Source organism: Paenarthrobacter nicotinovorans (genome assembly GCF_021919345.1).
GTDB classification, from domain to species: Bacteria; Actinomycetota; Actinomycetes; order Actinomycetales; family Micrococcaceae; genus Arthrobacter; species Arthrobacter nicotinovorans.
Map to the genome: position 1 here is coordinate 1,420,886 of NZ_CP089293.1, position 17,258 is coordinate 1,438,143.

Below are 17,258 nucleotides of genomic sequence, written 5' to 3' on the forward strand. Positions count from 1 at the left end.
GGGGCGGCTGCAAACAAAGGGAATTCTGGGGCTGTGACAACTTTCTTCGGCAAGCTGGGGCTGAAAAAGCGTCAAAACAAGAAATTCATAGCGGGCACCGCTGCCACTGCAGCAGGGGCTTTGCTGGTCGCGGGTGCTGTTCTGTACCCGGGCTTCAAGACCACCGAGGTGGACTTGAACGACGGCGGCGTGTGGGTTGTGAGCAAAACCAAGAACGCTGTGGGGCGGCTGAACTACCCGTCCCGCGTCCTCGATGGCGCCGTAACGCCTGCCACCACCACGTTCGACGTCCTGCAGCACGACGGCAACGTCTTCGTCGATGACGAATCCGGTTCCACCATCAACCAGGTGTCCGCCGCCAACCTGAAGCTTGGCGGCGATAAGCAGCTGCCGTCGTCGTCGCAAGTCAGCTATGGTTCCACGGTCCTGTCCGTGACCGATCCTGCCCGTGGCAAGGTGTGGGCACTTTCTCCGTCCACGGTCAACGGCTTCGACGAGGAAGGCACCGAACCCGTCCTGACCGGCGATCAAGGCATCGTCTCCGCAGTCGGCGCGGATAACCGCATCTACACCGCAGACCCCGGCAAGGGCGAGATCACGGCCATCACCGTGGACGCGGACGGCCAGCGGACCAACTCCGAAGTCACCAAGATGGACGAGCTCAAGGGCGCAGGCGATCTTCAAATCTCGGTGGTGGGAGACAAACCCGTTGTCCTCGATGCCGCCTCCGGAAACCTTTTCCTTCCCGGTGGCCGCAAGCTCCAACTCCAGGATGCCCGCGAAGCCAAACTCCAGCAGACCAGCGGGGAGAGCAGCTACGTCGCCATCGCGACCCGCAAAGCCCTCCTGAAGCAACCCCTGGACGGATCCACGGCCGCAACAGTCAACGCCGACGGCGAGGGCGTACCGGCCGCTCCTGTCCAGGTCAGCAAGTGTGTCCACGCGGCCTGGTCAGGGGCCAACAAGTACGTTCGCGACTGCGAGAACGACGCCGATGACAAGAAGAACGACGTCCCCAAAGCCAGCGCTTCCCCGAGCTACGTGTTCCGCGTTAACCGCGACCTCGTGGTGCTTAACGACGTGAACTCCGGCAGCGTATGGCTGGTCAACCAGAACATGCAGCTGGTCAACAACTGGGACGACGTTGTCCCGCCCAAAAACCAGTCCGATGACCAGGACCAGGAGTCCGCGGACAACAACACCATCAACGTCCTCCCGGACCGCACCAAGCCAAACCGACCGCCGGAGACCAAGCCGGACGAATTCGGCGTCAGGCCGGGCCGGACCTCCATTTTGAGCGTGCTGGACAACGATTCAGACCCCGACGGCGACGTCCTCACCGCTTCGGTGGGTCCCAACGGCCCCAAGATGGGGACGCTGGAAAACATCTACGGGGGCTCCGCTTTCCAGATCAAAGTTCCCGCGGATGCCAAACCGGGAACGGAAGTCTTCGACTACAACGCCGCAGACGGACGGAGTTTGTCGGCCGGTGGCAAGGTCACCCTCCATGTGGTGGCTCCCGAAGAGAACAAGCCTCCCTTCTTCAAGCGGGGCGAGCCCACCACCATGCTCGTGGAGCAGGGAAAGTCCGTCAGCCAGAACATCCTCACCGATTGGATGGATCCCGACGGTGACGACCTCGTCCTGCTCGATGCCAAGACGGACAACGACCAGGACCAGGTGAAGGTTCGCCGCGATGGCCTGCTCACCTACCAGGATTCCGGCGCAGCACCGGGCAAGAAGAACGTCACCATCACCGTGTGGGATGGCAGGGCCACCACCACGGGCCGTATCGTCGTCAACGTACAGCCCCCGGGCGCGCTGGCACCCGTGGTCAACGCCGACCACGTGACAGCCGTTGTGGGGCAAGACCTCGTCATTGCGCCGTTGAAGAACGACGTCGATCCCAACGGCGGCGCATTGCGCGTTGCCCACGTTGAGGCGGCCGGGCCCGCTGAGCTGGGACCGGTGACCGACGGCGGCACTTTCACCTTCCGGAGCACCACGCCGGGTCCGATCTACCTGACGTACATCGCCAGCAACGGGCCGCAGAGCAGCCAGGGCCTCATCCGCGTCGATGTCGAGTCCGGCAAGGACGCAGGAGCTCCCGTTGCCGTCCATGACGTTGCCTTGCTTCCCGTTGGAGGCAGCGTCCTGGTGGACCCCTTGGCCAACGACTCCGATCCTTCCGGGGGAGTACTGGTCCTGCAGTCAGTGACGGTTCCGGACGGCTCGTCCGCGTCGGTCAGCGTCATTGACCACAGTGTCCTGCGTGTCACCGATGTCCTCGGTGCCAAGGACCCCTTCGTCTTCAGCTACACCATGTCCAACGGACGCACCTCAGCGACCGGAACGGTGGGCGTCGTCCCGGTGCCGGCTCCCGCCGTCGTCGAAGCTCCCCAACCGAAACCGGACGAAGTGAACGTGCGGGTGAACGACGTCGTCACCATTCCAGTCCTGGACAACGACACGCACCCGCAGGGCGAAGAGCTCTCCGTGGACCCCGTCCTGGCCCAGGGCATTCCCGAAGAAGACGGCAAGGCCTTCATTTCCGAGAAGACCCTGCGCTTCATCGCCGGACCCACGCCGAAAACGGTGCGCGCCATCTATAACGCAGTGGACCCGCAGGGCCAGAAGAGTGCTGCCGCGGTAACCATCCACATCCTTCCCCTGGAAGGCACCCAGAACTCGCGCCCGCAGCCGCAGAACCTGACCGCTCGCGTCGTGGCCGGAGGCAGCGTCCGGATCCCGGTGCCGCTGGACGGCATCGATCCCGACGGCGACTCGGTGCAGCTCACCGGCATCGACAGCACACCCACCATGGGAACCGCGACGGCGGGAAGCAGCTTCATCGATTTCGTCGCCGCTGGTGACGGTGCGGGAACGGATACCTTCCGGTACAAGGTGATTGACCGGCAGGGTGCGGTCAACACCGGAACCGTCACGGTCGGCGTCGCGCCCCGGGGGGAGAACAACCAGAAACCGGCTCCCGTCGATGACGAGGCCAAGGTTCGCCCCGGTCGGCAGATCGCCGTTGATGCCACTGCCAACGACACCGATCCCGACGGTGACATCATCCGTATCCTCACGGACAGCATTGAAGCCGATGCGGGCCTCGACGCCCATGTCAGCAAGACCAGCGGCCGCATACTGGTTACCGCGCCCGCCGCTGAAGGTACCGTCAACGTCCGCTACTCCGTGGCCGATGACCGTGACGCAGTGGGACAGGCCAGCATCCGCGTGGTGGTGAAGAACGACATCCCGCTCCAGGCACCGATCGCCCGCGATGACCGGGTGACGTCTGCACAGACACTGGGCAAGACCGCCGTGGATGTTCCGGTCCTGAAGAACGACGAAGACCCCGACGGCGTGGGGGAGAACCTGAAGATCAGCACCGACGTGACAACCGCGCGCCCGGGTCCCGAGGGCAATGTGATCGTCGAACTCACCGAGCAGCCGCAGTTGGTGCCCTACACCGTGGAGGACGTCGACGGACAGAAATCCACGGCCATCATCTGGGTTCCCGGCATCGGCCAGCAGGTTCCGACGCTCGCCAAGGACGAGGTCATTGAACTCGTTTCGGGCCAGTCTGTGACCGTTGACCTGGCCGAATGGGTGAAGGTCCGTGAGGGCCGCTCGCCACGGCTGACGCAGACTGACCGCATCAAGCTCATCGGCGCCGACGGCGCTGATCCCGTGGCCAACGGTGGTACCGGCCTGAAATACACTGCTGGAGCCGAATACGTGGGTCCTGGCTCCATCAGCTTCGAAGTTACAGACGGAACCGGGCCGGACGACCCCAATGGCTTGAAGTCCACCCTGAGCATCCGCACCAAGGTCCTGCCTGATCCCAACAAGAACAACCCGCCTGTCCTCCTGGGCAGCGATGTGGAAGTTCCCAAGGGTGATTCCGCAAGCCTGGATCTTGGGAAGCTGACATCGGATCCTGACTCCGACGATGTCCAGAACATGAAGTACGAGCTCACTGGTTCTGCCACGAGTGGCTTCAAGGTGTCGGTGGACGGCAAAACCCTGAAGGTCTCCGCGGATGACTCCGTGCAGATCGGGCAGTCCGGCACTGTCCAGGTGAAGGCCAAGGACCCCCGTGGCCTGGAAGCTGTTGCTACCTACAAGCTCGCGCTCTCGGCGTCCAACCGTCCCAAGCCTGTTGCCAACGATGACGCTGAACCGGATGCACAGTCCGGGAAGCCTGTCACCGTGAACGTGCTGGCCAATGATTCGAATCCGTTCCCGGACACCCCGCTGAAGATAGTCTCGGCGGTCACGGAGACGGGGCAGGGAACTGCCGAGGCCGGCGGCGACAGTGTGACCGTGACGCCTGCCGGCGGCTTCACAGGGACCATGGTGGTTGCCTACACGGTGCAGGACAAGACGGGCGAAATTTCCCGCTACGCCACAGCGCGTATCCGCTTGACCGTCAAGGACAAACCAGCGGCGCCCACCACACCCTTGGCTCAAAGCGTCGGTGACCAGACAGCGTTGCTCACGTGGAACGCCCCTGCAGACCGCGGCTCACCCATCACCAAATACACGGTCTATGGCGAGAACGGCTTCAAACAGGATTGCCCGGCCAACACGTGCACCTTGACCGGCCTGACCAACAACGTGAAATACCACTTTGCGGTCACTGCCACGAACGCCATCAACGAATCCGAGCGCTCCCCGGTCTCGGCCGAGGTCCGGCCGGACGTGAAACCGGACACGCCGGTTGCTCCAACGCTGAAGTTCGGCGACAAGCAATTGTCGGTTGCCTGGGTTCCCCCCGGCAGCAAGGGTTCGCCCATCAAGTCGTACGACCTTGAGATTTCCCCGGCCCCGGCAGGACAGAATCCCCAAATCCAGAACCTGACGGGCAACAGCCACGTCTGGACGGGCCTGACCAACGGCGTGGCCTACAAGGTCCGGGTCCTGGCCCGCAACGACGCCAAGGAGCCTTCCGAGTGGAGTACCTACTCTGCTGCGGAGACCCCGGCCGGTGTCCCCGCGACACCTGCCGCTCCGTCGGTGGCCGGCGCAGGATCGGTCGGCAGCCAGAGCCAGTTGCAGGTCAGCTGGGCGGCGCCGAACAACAACGGCGACGCCGTGTCCAGCTACACCTTGACCACGTACCGTGGTGGCGCCGTCGTGGGTTCGCAGGCTGTAGCAGCGACTTCCCAGAACGTGACCGTTGACAACTCCGAAGCCGACTATTCGTTCACTGTCTCGGCCACGAACAAGGCAGGCGTCAGTGGCGTGAGCCAGCAGTCCAATGCCATCCGTGCTGCAGGCAAGCCCGGAATGGTGGGCGCGCCGTCGGCGGCCCTGGTGGAAACCAACGCCGACGGCGGCAAGATCCGCGTCGCGTTCAACCCGCTCTCCGCGTCAGAACGCAACGGTGCCAACGCCAACGAGATCAGTTACCGATATGCGCTGACCTCAGGCGGCGGCAGCGGTGCCATTCCCGCCGGCGGCGGCGTGGTGGCAGCACCCAACGGTACAGACACCGCCGTGGTGGTTTGGGCGATCTCGACCCGTAACCCGACCCCTGGCGACAGGAGCCCGGCGTCCAATACAGTCAATCCGTACGGCCTTGCCTTTGCGCCGACTGTGACCGGCAGCAAGAGCAGCGGCGTGGGTGACAAGACGGTGTCGTGGACCTGGAACGCCCCGAACGGCAACGGCCGTCCGGTGACGGGCTACCAGTACAGTGTTGACAACGGAGCCTGGCAGGACACGGGCCAGCGGAGCTTCTCCACGAGTGTCGGCTACAACCAGACGGTGACCCTGCGGGTCCGTGCCGTCAGCGGCGGGCAGGCAGGACGGGTTGGCAGCGACACCTCGCGCAGTGGCGATGCGCCGCCGCCCCCGCAGCCTCCGGCAGGCGAGATCAGGGCCCACAACAACACGTGCCCCGGTAAGCCCGGACAGGCCGATACCTACAACCCGAGCGGCCCGAGCTGCGGCGTTGGCTGGGTCTCCAACTCCGAAGGGTGGTTGAACGTCAACTGCACCAAGGACATCTACAGCAACGGCACTCCCTGGTACCGCGTCACCCAGGGCAGCCACCCCGGCTGGTTCGTGAAGTCCACCACCGTGGATCTGCGCGGAACCAAGCCCGGCGGTTGCTAGCCGCGTCCGGCCGGCCGGCACCAACAACAACTTCATCCCAACACCCCAACACAAGGAACAGGATCAACCGATGACCATGACAAACGAGCAGGCCGCGTGGTTTGCAGAAACGTTCGAGAAGCTCGTTGCCAACGTGGGCCAAGCCGTCCTGGGCAAGGAACACGTCATCCGGCTGACGTTCACTGCGATGCTTGCTGAGGGGCATGTGCTCTTTGAAGATGCACCCGGCACGGGCAAGACCTCCCTGGCCCGTGCTTTGGCTGCCACGGTGCAGGGTTCACACAACCGCATCCAGTTCACCCCCGACCTCCTGCCCTCGGATGTCACGGGTGTGACCATCTACGACCAGAAGACGCAGAAGTTCGAGTTCCACAAGGGACCGGTCTTCAACAACATCGTTCTCGCCGACGAAATCAACCGAGCTTCCCCGAAGACGCAGTCTGCGCTGCTGGAAGTCATGGAGGAGTCCCGGGTGACCGTGGATGGCACCACCTACGAGGCAGGCCGCCCGTTCATGGTCCTGGCCACCCAGAACCCCATCGAGCAAGCTGGTACCTACCGGCTTCCGGAAGCCCAGCTGGACCGCTTCCTTATCAAGACCTCCATTGGCTACCCGGACCATGCCTCCACCGTCCGGCTGCTGGGCGGGGCCAACCTGAAGGACCGGTCGAAGGATCTGACGCCGTTGATCACGACGCAGGCCGTGGCCGACATGGCGGATCTCGCCGCCACCACGCACGTGGATACCGCAGTGCTTGAGTACATTTCCCGGCTGTGCGAGGAGACCCGTAACGCCTCCGAAACCCGCCTCGGCGTTTCGGTGCGTGGAGCCCTGGCCATGGTCCGTGCGGCCAAGGTGTGGGCAGCGGGACAGGGCCGGAACTTTGTGCTTCCGGACGACATCAAGGAGCTCGCTCCAGTGGTGTGGACGCACCGTTTGGTGATGGATCCTGAGGCAGAGTTCTCTGGCGCCACGCCGGACGTCGTGCTCACGCGCGTCCTGGCCGAAGTGGCCGCCCCGCAGCAACGCGCCACCGCCTAAGCCAGCGCAGTTCCCTTCTCGCACCGTTCGAACAAAGGCCCCTACATGTCCTCCAGCAAACCCCTGACCAGGGCTGCTGATTCGCTTAAGCGCGCCACGTCAGCAGTTGGCGGCACGATGCGCTCCCTGCGTGGCTCCGGCAAAGAAGCGGGCAACCGCCCTGGCAGCCGAAGCACGTCCGGAAAAACCAGGAAACTGCACCCCGCCGCTGTGTGGGCCGAGGCTGCTGGCACGGCAGGGGAGTTCCTCGCGCCGGCCTGGGAGAAAGTCCGTGCCCTATGGCTGCGCTTTGTCTGGCCGGCACTCTCCGTTGTCAGCCTGCTCGGCTGGGTGGTGCTCGCAGCGGCGATCGGGCTCTGGTGGGCAGGCCAGTCCTGGGGCTGGCAGGAAGCCAAGTCCGCGGCCTTGGTGGCCTTCCTGCTCTTCGTGCTGGCCGTTGGCTTCATTGTGGGCCGCTCGGCGTACGGCGTGGTCCTGGACCTTGCCCGCACCCGTGTCGCGGTGGGTGACGACGCCGTGGGGAGCATTGCCGTTTCCAATGTCTCCACACGCCCGTTGCTGCCTGCCGCGCTGGAACTTCCCGTGGGAGCCAACACGGCCGTCTTCCACCTGCCGCGGATGAAGCCGGCCCAGGTCCACGAGGACCTCTTCACTATTCCCACGGCCCGCCGTGCGGTGATCGTGGTCGGACCGGTGCGCTCCGTTCGCGCCGACCCTCTCCACCTGCTGCGCCGCCGCGTGCTCTGGACCGAACCGGTCGATCTGTTCGTGCACCCGAGGACTGTGGCGCTCGGGGGTTCCGCTGCCGGGTTCATCCGCGACCTCGAAGGCATGCCCACCACGGAACTTTCCAGCGCCGACGTCTCCTTCCATGCCCTGCGCGACTATGTGCCGGGCGATGACCGGAGACACATCCACTGGAAGACCACGGCCCGCACCAACAAACTCATGGTCCGCCAGTTCGAGGAGACGCGCCGGGCACACCTGGCCATTTCCCTGTCCATCAACACCGACGAGTACGACACCGAAGCGGAATTCGAAATGGCCATTTCGGTGGCGGCCTCCATCGGCCGCCAAGCCATCAGTGAACAGCGGGACCTGGACGTCCTGACCCAGAAGGGGCCGCTCCGCTGTGAAACCGGCCGCAACCTCCTGGACGACATGACCAGGATTGTCGGTGCACCGATGCGGAAGACCGCCGTCGATCTTGCCCGGACCCTCTCCGATACCGTCCCGAATGCTTCCGTGGTGTTCTTCGTGGTCGGCAGCCATGTCACGGCCACGCAATTGCGTTCGGCCTCAGCGTCCGTCCCACCGGGAGTCCGCAGCCTTGCCGTCCGCGTCCAACCCGGCGCCGCGCCGTCGAGGGCCAACATCGCGGACTTGACGGTCCTCACTGTGGGCGACCTGGACGATCTCGCCATTGTCCTTCGAAAGGCGGCAGCATGAGCACCGCGCCCAACCTCCGCGTCCGTCCGCGTGCGGAAAAGCAGGCTAAGTCCGGTGCCCGGGCCAAGGCACGAGCCGCAGGCGGATCTGTCTTTGCCGACGACCGGCCATTGTGGCACTTCTTCGTGGACTGCGGCGCCCTGACAGTGCTGCTGTTCCTCGGCGTTCTTGGCTTCACGCTGAGCTTCGGTGGGGACGCACGCTTCCTCGTCGCTGGTTTGGGCGGGGTGATCCTCGGGCTCGGCGTTGCCGTCCTGAATGCCCATCTCCGGCTCGGTCTCCTCATCACAACAGCTTTGGCCTTTGGCGCCTACATGGTGTTCGGTTCGGCGCTTGCCGTGCCGGATTCCGCGGTTCTCGGATTCCTGCCAAGCTTCGATTCCCTGCGAACGCTCCTGTTGGGCATTGTGTTCTCGTGGAAGGACATGCTCACGGTCGGCGTTCCGGTCGGAACAGCCAACGGCACGTTGATCGTGCCGTTCCTGAGCTCGCTGCTCATGGCCTTGGCGGCAGGGCTGCTGACCTGGCGGCTGAAAAGCCCCTACTGGCCGTTGCTGCCGGTTCTGGTCCTGTTCGTCACGGGCATCGCCTTCAGCACCAGCTCGGGCTTCCTGAACGTGGAGCGCGGCGTGTCCTTGACCATAGTTTCGATCGTCTGGGCGACGTTCCGCCGCGATGTCCTCCGCCAGCGCAGTACCCGGACCGTCTCAGCCAACAGGCCGGATTCCGACGCCGGTGCGGCCCGCCGCGGCCAGCTCCGCCGCCTGGGGACTGCAGCCGCGGTCATCGCCGTGGCCGTGGGCGTAACGGCCATCGCATCACCCCTGGTGACCGCCAGCGACGACCGCAAGGTGCTGCGGAACACGATCGTCCCGCCGTTCGACCCCCGTGATTACATCACTCCACTGGCGAGCTTCCGGAGCTTCGTCAAGGACGAAAAGGACACCACGCTCTTCACAGTCAAGGGCTTGCCCAAGGATGCCCGCGTACGGCTGGCAGCGCTGGATGCGTTCAACGGCCTGAACTACACCATGGATCCGAACAGTTCCGGGAACTTCAGCAAAGTTGGCGACGCCAAGTCGTTGAACACGCTGGCTGATTCCGGGAGCCCGGTGGAAGGCACCAACTACACTCTGGACATCACGGTGGAGGACTACCAGGGTTACTTTGTCCCGGGCGGCCGCCACACCACCGGGATGAGCTTCGCGGACACCTCCGGCGCGGCATCGGGGCTCTACTTCAATGCGGGCACTGATACTGCGGTGACCACCAAGGGACTGGGCAAGGGCGAGAATTACACGGTCCAGGTTTCCGATCCCGGCACTTTGGAGCATGGACAGCTCACCCAGTACGACTTTGCGAAGCTCACGTTGCCCGACGCTGAGGAAGTTCCCCCGATCGTTGCCTCGCAGGCCAACGAACTGTCCGCGGATGCACCCACCGCGATCGACCGTGTCCGGCAGATCGAGGCCCACTTCCAGAAGAGTGGTGCCTTCAGCAACGGTCTGGTGGCAGAGGGGCAGCTGCCCAGCCTTCCGGGCCACAGCGCGGCCCGCATCCGCAACATGCTCTCCGCCAAGCAGATGCTGGGCGATGACGAGCAGTACGCAGTATCCATGTCCCTCATGCTCCGCCATTTGGGCATTCCTTCGCGCGTTGTGATGGGTTTCTACCCGGATCCCAAGAGCCCCGAAAACGGCGCCGGCGATGTCAAGATCACGGGCAAGGATGTCCACGCCTGGGTAGAGGTGGCCTTTGACCGCGTTGGCTGGGTTTCCTTCGATCCCACACCGCCCAAGGACAACGTGCCCATCCCGCCGGATCCGCAGAACAAGTCAAAGCCGAAGCCCCAGGTACTGCAGCCGCCACCGCCGCCGCAGGAGCCCGCGGACCTGCCGCCGGACTCCACTCCCGACGCCCTGGACGCGGACGAGAAGAAGAACAACCCCTGGTTGTTCTGGGGACCCCTGCTGGCTGCGATCGGTGTTGCCCTGATTCCTTTGGGGATCCTGGCTATCCCGCTGCTGTTGATCCTCCTGTTGAAGTCTCGACGCCGGAAGGCACGTTTCCGTGATGGCCACCCGGCCCAGCGGGTTGGCGCAGGATGGAGCGAGGTATTGAGCCTTGTCACCGACATGGGTGCATCGATCGACACCAAGTCCACCAGGCGCGAGTCTGCCTCGGTGATTGCGGACGCTTTCCCCACAGCCGGCAACACCACTACCGTGCTTGCGCACCGCGCCGACGCCGCGGTGTTCGGTGCCGGCCAGCCGAGCGAGTCGGAGGTCAAGGAGTACTGGGAGATCGTCGACTCGTCCCTGACCGATATCACTGGAAGCGTCGGATTCTGGAAGCGGCAGCAGGCACGGTTCTCTCCGCGCTCGTTGTTGTCCGACGGCAGGGCGGCCCTCCGCCGTCGGAAACAAGACCCTTCCAATCCCGGCGGGCGGCGTTTGAAACTGCCATTCACGAAGGACACCACGGATGAGCAGTGACGTTGAACTGTGCCCGGCCTGCCGTCACGCTGTCCGTCCGGGGGCGGCGTTCTGCAACCAATGCGGATCGCCGCTGAACAACCGGGGCGCCCGTAAAGAAGGCAACATCAACCATGCCCAAAGGGCGGCCCTGGAGTCCGCCGCCCGGCAGGGCGTGGCCGATCCCGGTAGTATCTCCGTAGTGTCGGCGCCAGTATCGCCGGTGCTTCCGGGGACAAGTGCCGAACCGGACAGACTGCAGGGGCCAGGGGGAGGGACCACCATGACCACCAAGCTCGACCTCGTACCCGCTTCCGCCGGGAAACGGATGGGCGCGGCAGCCTTGGACTGGTTGGGTCCCGTCGCCGTCCTGGCCACGACATTTGCCATCGGCATCGCCGGCATCACCCAGACGCGCCGGAACGGCTTTATTGTCTACGACACCGGCCTGCTGGTTCTTCTTGGCAGCATCGGCCTCGCAGTCACCGTGATCTACACGTTCGTTCTGCTGGGGGTGGAGGCAAAGTCGGGCAACACCATCGGCAACCAGCTCATGGGCATCCGCAGCGCCGACGCGGACGGCTACGCACCGGGTGCTGGGGCGGTTTTCGTTCGCGGCATCGTGACTGGTGGCCTTCTCGTTGTGGGGTCCTTGGCTGCAGTCATCCTGTCGGCCCTCGGCCTGCTGGGGCTTGTCGCGTGGATCGCGCTCCCGCTGATGGTGCTCGGTGTTGTATGGGCCATCCTGGTGGTGGTCTCCAACGCCTGGGACAAAAACGGCAAGTTGCGCGGCTGGCATGACAAAGCGGCAAAGTCCTTGGTGTTCGATGTCAACGCCGGCCGGAATCCGGTAATCTCGGGCGGCATCCAAGGTCCCTACAGCTTCGCTCCCATGGACCTTCCGCCGGTCCAACCGGTTGCTTCCCCCGTGCCGTCCGGGCGGGCCCCGGCCCCGGCGCAGGCTCACCCAACCCAGGCGACCGCGCCGGTGACCCCGACCGCCCAGGCCGCTCCGGCGTCGTCCGTTGCACCGGCTGTGCAGCCCTCGCATGATCCCAACCAGTGGCGTCCACCGACCCCGCCTCGCCAGGTTCCTGCCACGCCACAGGTGCAGCTTGCCCCCCAGCAGGCTGCCGCGTCCCATGCGGCTCCGGTCGGTCCGCAGCCGGCTGCGGCCGCTCACCCCGACGACGACGTCGAACGCACCCAGATGCGTCCCGGCACAGCCCGCGCCCAGGCAGTCCTGCGGATACGGGTGGATGACGGCCAGGATGTCCAGCTCGGCGGAACTGTCCTGCTGGGCCGCAATCCCGCTGCCCAGCCCGGGGAAAACGTTGAGCAGCTCCTGCCGGTGTCCGATCCCGGCAGGTCCATCTCCAAGACCCATCTTCATCTCCGGGTGGACGGCGACGGCGTGTGGGTAACGGACCGCAATTCAACCAACGGCAGTGCCGTCACCACCCCCGACGGCATCCAAACCAGGCTCCAACCGGGCGAAGCTGTCTTCGTCCGCCCCGGTTCCACAGTCCACTTCGGGGACCGCTCCTTCCACCTAGGACAAGCATGAATTCACAGCCGGCCACTCCCGCAAACGCCGACGCCGGCCCAGCCGCAGGCGGTACCTCATTCCGTCTCAGCTACGGTTACGGAACCGACCGCGGACTTCGTCGCGAGCTGAATGAGGATTCGTTCATCGCCGCGGACCCGGTCTTCGCCGTCGCGGATGGCATGGGCGGGCACGAGGCAGGCGAGATAGCCAGTGGCATGTGCGTGCGCACCCTGGGCAGCGCTCCCGAGTTGGCTTCCGGGGTCCGCACGGCGTCAGCGGCGGATCTGCAGGCTTGCCTGTTGAAGGCCGACGCCGCCATCCGCGACGCCACGGGTGCCCGCGCCGGCACCACGCTTTCGGGTGTGGTTGTGGTGGAGCAGATGGGTCTTCCGTACTGGCTGGTCATGAATATCGGTGATTCCCGGACCTACAGGCTCAGCCAGGGCGAATTCGCCCAGATCAGCGTTGACCACTCGGAAGTCCAGGAGCTTGTGGACTCGGGCGATATCACCTCCGAGCAGGCGGCCGTTCATCCCCGCCGGCACGTTGTGACGCGCGCGCTGGGAACCGGCGATGAGACGGAGGCCGACTTCTGGTTGCTGCCCATCCAGGAGGGCGACCGGATCATGGTCTGCTCTGACGGACTCAACGGCGAACTCAGCGATGACCACATGTTCCGCATCCTCAGCACCGTCGCCCACCCGCAGGACGCGGTGGACGCGCTCATCCAGGCTGCGCTGCGGAGCGGTGGACGGGACAACGTCACAGTGATTGTGGTTGACGCCAAGAACGTTCTGAACGACGCCGGTATCGCCATTACGGCGCCCCGCCCGGAAGTCGGGTCCGAGGTGGAGGAGGACACCCTTCCCAAGGCCTGGGTAAACGGCATTGGGCAAAACGACCAAGAGGAAGGCAGCGATGGCAAGCAGTAATCTCCTCTCCCACACGCGGTACCAGCAGGGTGAATGGTTTGGTGTTGTTCGCAATGGAACCGTTGTCCTTCTTGGGCCGGAAACACCCCATGCCTTGATCGACACTGTCTGGGAGCTGCTGGAATCCTCACCCGAGGCCCATGAAGTACTGAACGAAGTCACCGGGGCTTTTGGTGTCTCGCTCAGCCGCATCCCGCCGTTCGGCATCATTGATTCCAAGGACGCGCTGCGGGTGTTCCTCCGTGGCGACCTCGAATTGGCAGTGCATCTGGACGGGCGCCAGGAACATCTCACAGGCCGTGACGTCACCACCTGGACGGAGCGCCGCATTGTCGGTGTGTCCTCCTTCAACGTCTACATCGGTGCGCCGGCTGCCGCCGGGACGGACCGCCCGCTTTTGGATTCCCTCCCCGTCAAGGACGGCGTGGTGCTGTTGGCTTCCCTGGAGGCCGCCGGTTCGGCCCCTTCAGCGGCGGATCCCGTGCCGGAAAGCGACATAGCGCCGGGACAAGACACAGCTCCTGAACAAGACATGGCGCCCAAAACCTCCGTGATGCCGAACGCGCACGTCGCGTCTGTTTCCGACGAAACCATGGTCGGCTACCAGGAAGCCGACCTCGGGCTGACGATTGCACCAGCCCAAGCCCACGCCATCGAGGGCCCTGTCCCGGCCGCACCTGAAACGAGGGCCGTCGAGGACGGGGACAGCGGACAGGAAGACACGGAGCAGGCCGGGCTCGCAGTGGGGGAGCCTGAAGTGGGGGAGCCCGCTGGACAGGAAGACCCTGCGGGATACATTGCTGCTGAAGCCAAAGAAGCTGAAGTCCGTTCCGGCGATGAAGAGCTCCCCGCTCCGGACCGGTCCGGCGAAGACGGTGCCGTGGACGATTCGGAAGTCCCGGTCCACACCAGCACGACTGATCCCGTGGGTCCCTCGCTGGAGAACACCACGAACTATGACCATTTGTGGGACAAGACGGTGATGCGCACCATCGAAGACGCCGCAGTCCGTCTGCAGAGCGACTCTGATGACCACGACACTCCTGCGGGCCAGGCACTTGGCCCGCAACCGCCGTCGGCTCCGCAACCGCCGTCGGAGCCGGAAGGAACCGTCCCGGACCCGGCTGGCCCCGAACCGCTTTCACCTGAACCGCTTTCACCTCAACCGTTGGTCATCCCGCCCGTGCAGGCAACTGCGCCGGTGGCCGGTCAGTCCGCCACCGCGGCGCCGGCCGGTGGACTCATTGATTCGGTGCCGTGGCTGCGCAGCGCTACGTCGTCACCGGTGGCTGCTCCCGCCCCACAGGTGCCTGCAGCCTGGACACCCGCGCCTGCCAGCGGCCCGGTGGACGAGGACTCGGACCACGACGGTCAGACAATCATGAAAAGCAGCCTGCCCGCGGCCGATGACGTGGAAGCTGCCGCCGCATCAGGCGCGACGCCGGCCGCCAACGGTCCCAGTGTGCTGGCCAGGGTCTGCTCCCAGGGACATGCCAACCCGCCCACCTATCCGCTGTGCTCGGTGTGCGGAGTTCCCGTCTCCGGGGATGCTGTCCATGTCCCGCGGCCCCGTCTGGGACGTATGCGGCTTTCCACCGGGGAACTGATCGATCTGGATCAGTCGCTCATCATCGGCCGCCAACCCTCGGTTTCGCGCGTCCAGGGCGGCACCATGCCACGGCTGGTCCAGGTGGAGAGCCCCGGCGGGGACATCTCACGCTCCCACGTCGAGGTCCGGCTGGAAGGCTGGCACGTGATGCTGTGCGACCTGAAGGCGACCAACGGCACCGTGCTTATCCGCGAGGGCCAAGCGCCCCGACGGCTTGCCCAAAACGAGATGGCCATCCTGCTGGATGGCGATATCGCCGAACTCGGCGACGACATTTCATTGCGTTTCGAGGAGATTCTTTGAGTTCCAAGAGGCCCCCCGCGCCGCCTCCACCCATCCCGGGGTTCAAGTACATCAGCTTGCTTGGCTCCGGTGGCTTTTCCGATGTTTACCTTTACGAGCAGGACCGGCCGCGCCGGAAGGTAGCGGTCAAGGTGCTGCTGTCAGACCTCAAGACGGAAGGGGCGCGGCGCCGCTTCGAGTCCGAGGCCAACCTGATGGCGCAGCTGTCCTCGCACCCGTACATCGTGACGATTTTCGAAGCGGAGATCACTGAGAGCGGCCACTCGTATCTGGCCATGGAGTACTGCTCCCGGCCCAGCCTTGACGTGCGCTACCGTAGGCAGCGCTTCAGCGTCGACGAGGTACTTGCCGTCGGCATCCAGGTGGCGTCCGCCGTCGAGACCGCCCACCGGGCCGGAATCGTGCACCGTGACATCAAGCCGGCCAACATCCTGGTCACCGACTACAACCGTCCGGCCCTCACGGACTTCGGCATCTCAGGCACCATCGGTGCCGATGCCGAGGACGACGCCGGCATGTCCATTCCATGGTCGCCGCCCGAGCAGTTCCGTGGTGGTGCCGTGGAGGGCGTTCCCGTGGACATCTGGGCCCTGGGAGCTACGCTCTACACGTTGCTGGCGGGCCGGTCACCCTTCGTGCTTCCGGGGCAGGACAACTCGCAGCGGGAACTGATCTCGCGCATCACCAACGCGCCCCTTCCCAGGCTGGGCCGCGCCGACGTTCCGGAATCGTTGGAATTGGTGCTGGCCACCGCCATGGCGAAGTCCCCAGGCTCCCGCTACTCCTCAGCGCACGCCTTCGCTTTGGCGTTGCAGCGGATCCAGACCGAGCTGAACCTGTCCGTGACGCCCTTCGAAGTGCTCGAAGAACCAGGTCACGGCGATGAGCAGCACCCGGATGACAACTTCGAGGAAACCCGGGTCCGGAGCATCGCGTCGATCGACCCGGACGCGTCGGGCACAGCCACGACAGGCTCTGCACCGACCTTCCCTGCCCGAACTTTTCCTTCGACTGTTCCCGGGAACAACCCGCCGCAAACAGCCCCGCAACCGGCAGCACGGCCGACCCTGTCCCAAGGCTCTGCCCAGCAGGCAGCAGCTGCTGCCCAACAGACAGCGCCGCCGCGATTCCACACGGCCCAGCCGGTCTTGGACGAGCCCGATTCTTCGGAGTCCACCGTCCTTCGCGGCTGGCAACCCTCGGGCAGGCAGGACATCGTTGACGATACTGTCAGTCGCTCCGCGTCGCAGGCATCCCAGGACACCGGCAATGAAGCGCCGGCTGCGGACCACAGCAAACGAAACTTGTGGCTTGCTGCAACGGGCGCGGCGGTGCTGGTTGTGGCGATCGTGGTCGGAGTGGTGCTGGGCGCCCAGGCGCAGCCGAAGGTGGCACCCACAGAGGCGGCCAGCAAGCCGCCGGCGGACCCGATAGGCGATGGTGGGGTTCCCGAGGTTACGGACATCACTTACGAGATCCAAAGCGGGGGCACCTCAACGACGCCCTTGGTGGTTTTTCGCTGGGACAGCCCTGACTGGAAGGTGACGGACACTTTCAAGTGGCGACTCAAATCCGCGAAGTCCGAGGGCACCTACGAATCGACGTCCGAACTTTACGCCATCATCACGGGCCACGCCGAGCGGCCCCTCTGCATCCAGGTCATCATGGTCCGGGCGGATGGTTCGGCATCGCCGGGCGGCCCCGAGTCCATTGCCTGTGTGGAGAAATAGACGGCTCATGACAGAAACACGTTGTCCAGCAAGGAGGCACA

8 protein-coding genes are annotated in these 17,258 nt (G+C 64.9%); all 8 read left to right on the forward strand.

Annotated elements, in window-relative coordinates:
• Nucleotides 1–33: 33 nt before the first annotated feature.
• Complete coding sequence (locus tag JMY29_RS06685; protein WP_189075852.1) at nt 34–6,129, forward strand: Ig-like domain-containing protein; 6,096 nt, start codon at nt 34–36, stop codon at nt 6,127–6,129.
• Between the two features lie 70 nt (nt 6,130–6,199).
• Entirely contained in the window at nt 6,200–7,171 is a 972-nt protein-coding gene (locus JMY29_RS06690) for an AAA family ATPase (protein WP_018777405.1), read from the forward strand.
• A gap of 45 nt (nt 7,172–7,216) precedes the next feature.
• Nucleotides 7,217–8,620 (forward strand): DUF58 domain-containing protein, encoded by a 1,404-nt coding sequence (locus tag JMY29_RS06695; RefSeq protein ID WP_018777406.1) that lies wholly within the window; start codon nt 7,217–7,219, stop codon nt 8,618–8,620.
• A complete protein-coding gene (locus tag JMY29_RS06700) occupies nt 8,617–11,115 on the forward strand; it encodes a transglutaminase-like domain-containing protein (protein WP_039240413.1) in 2,499 nt (832 codons plus the stop codon). Before JMY29_RS06695 ends, JMY29_RS06700 begins: the two co-directional genes overlap by 4 nt.
• On the forward strand, nt 11,105–12,661 hold the full coding sequence (locus JMY29_RS06705; protein WP_189075851.1) for an RDD family protein: 1,557 nt from the start codon (nt 11,105–11,107) through the stop codon (nt 12,659–12,661). The genes JMY29_RS06700 and JMY29_RS06705 overlap by 11 nt, the downstream gene beginning before the upstream one ends.
• A complete protein-coding gene (locus tag JMY29_RS06710) occupies nt 12,658–13,575 on the forward strand; it encodes a PP2C family protein-serine/threonine phosphatase (protein WP_189075850.1) in 918 nt (305 codons plus the stop codon). Before JMY29_RS06705 ends, JMY29_RS06710 begins: the two co-directional genes overlap by 4 nt.
• Entirely contained in the window at nt 13,562–15,487 is a 1,926-nt protein-coding gene (locus JMY29_RS06715) for a hypothetical protein (protein ID WP_189075849.1), read from the forward strand. Before JMY29_RS06710 ends, JMY29_RS06715 begins: the two co-directional genes overlap by 14 nt.
• Nucleotides 15,484–17,217 (forward strand): serine/threonine-protein kinase, encoded by a 1,734-nt coding sequence (locus JMY29_RS06720; RefSeq protein WP_018777411.1) that lies wholly within the window; start codon nt 15,484–15,486, stop codon nt 17,215–17,217. The genes JMY29_RS06715 and JMY29_RS06720 overlap by 4 nt, the downstream gene beginning before the upstream one ends.
• The last annotated feature ends 41 nt before the right edge of the window (nt 17,218–17,258 follow it).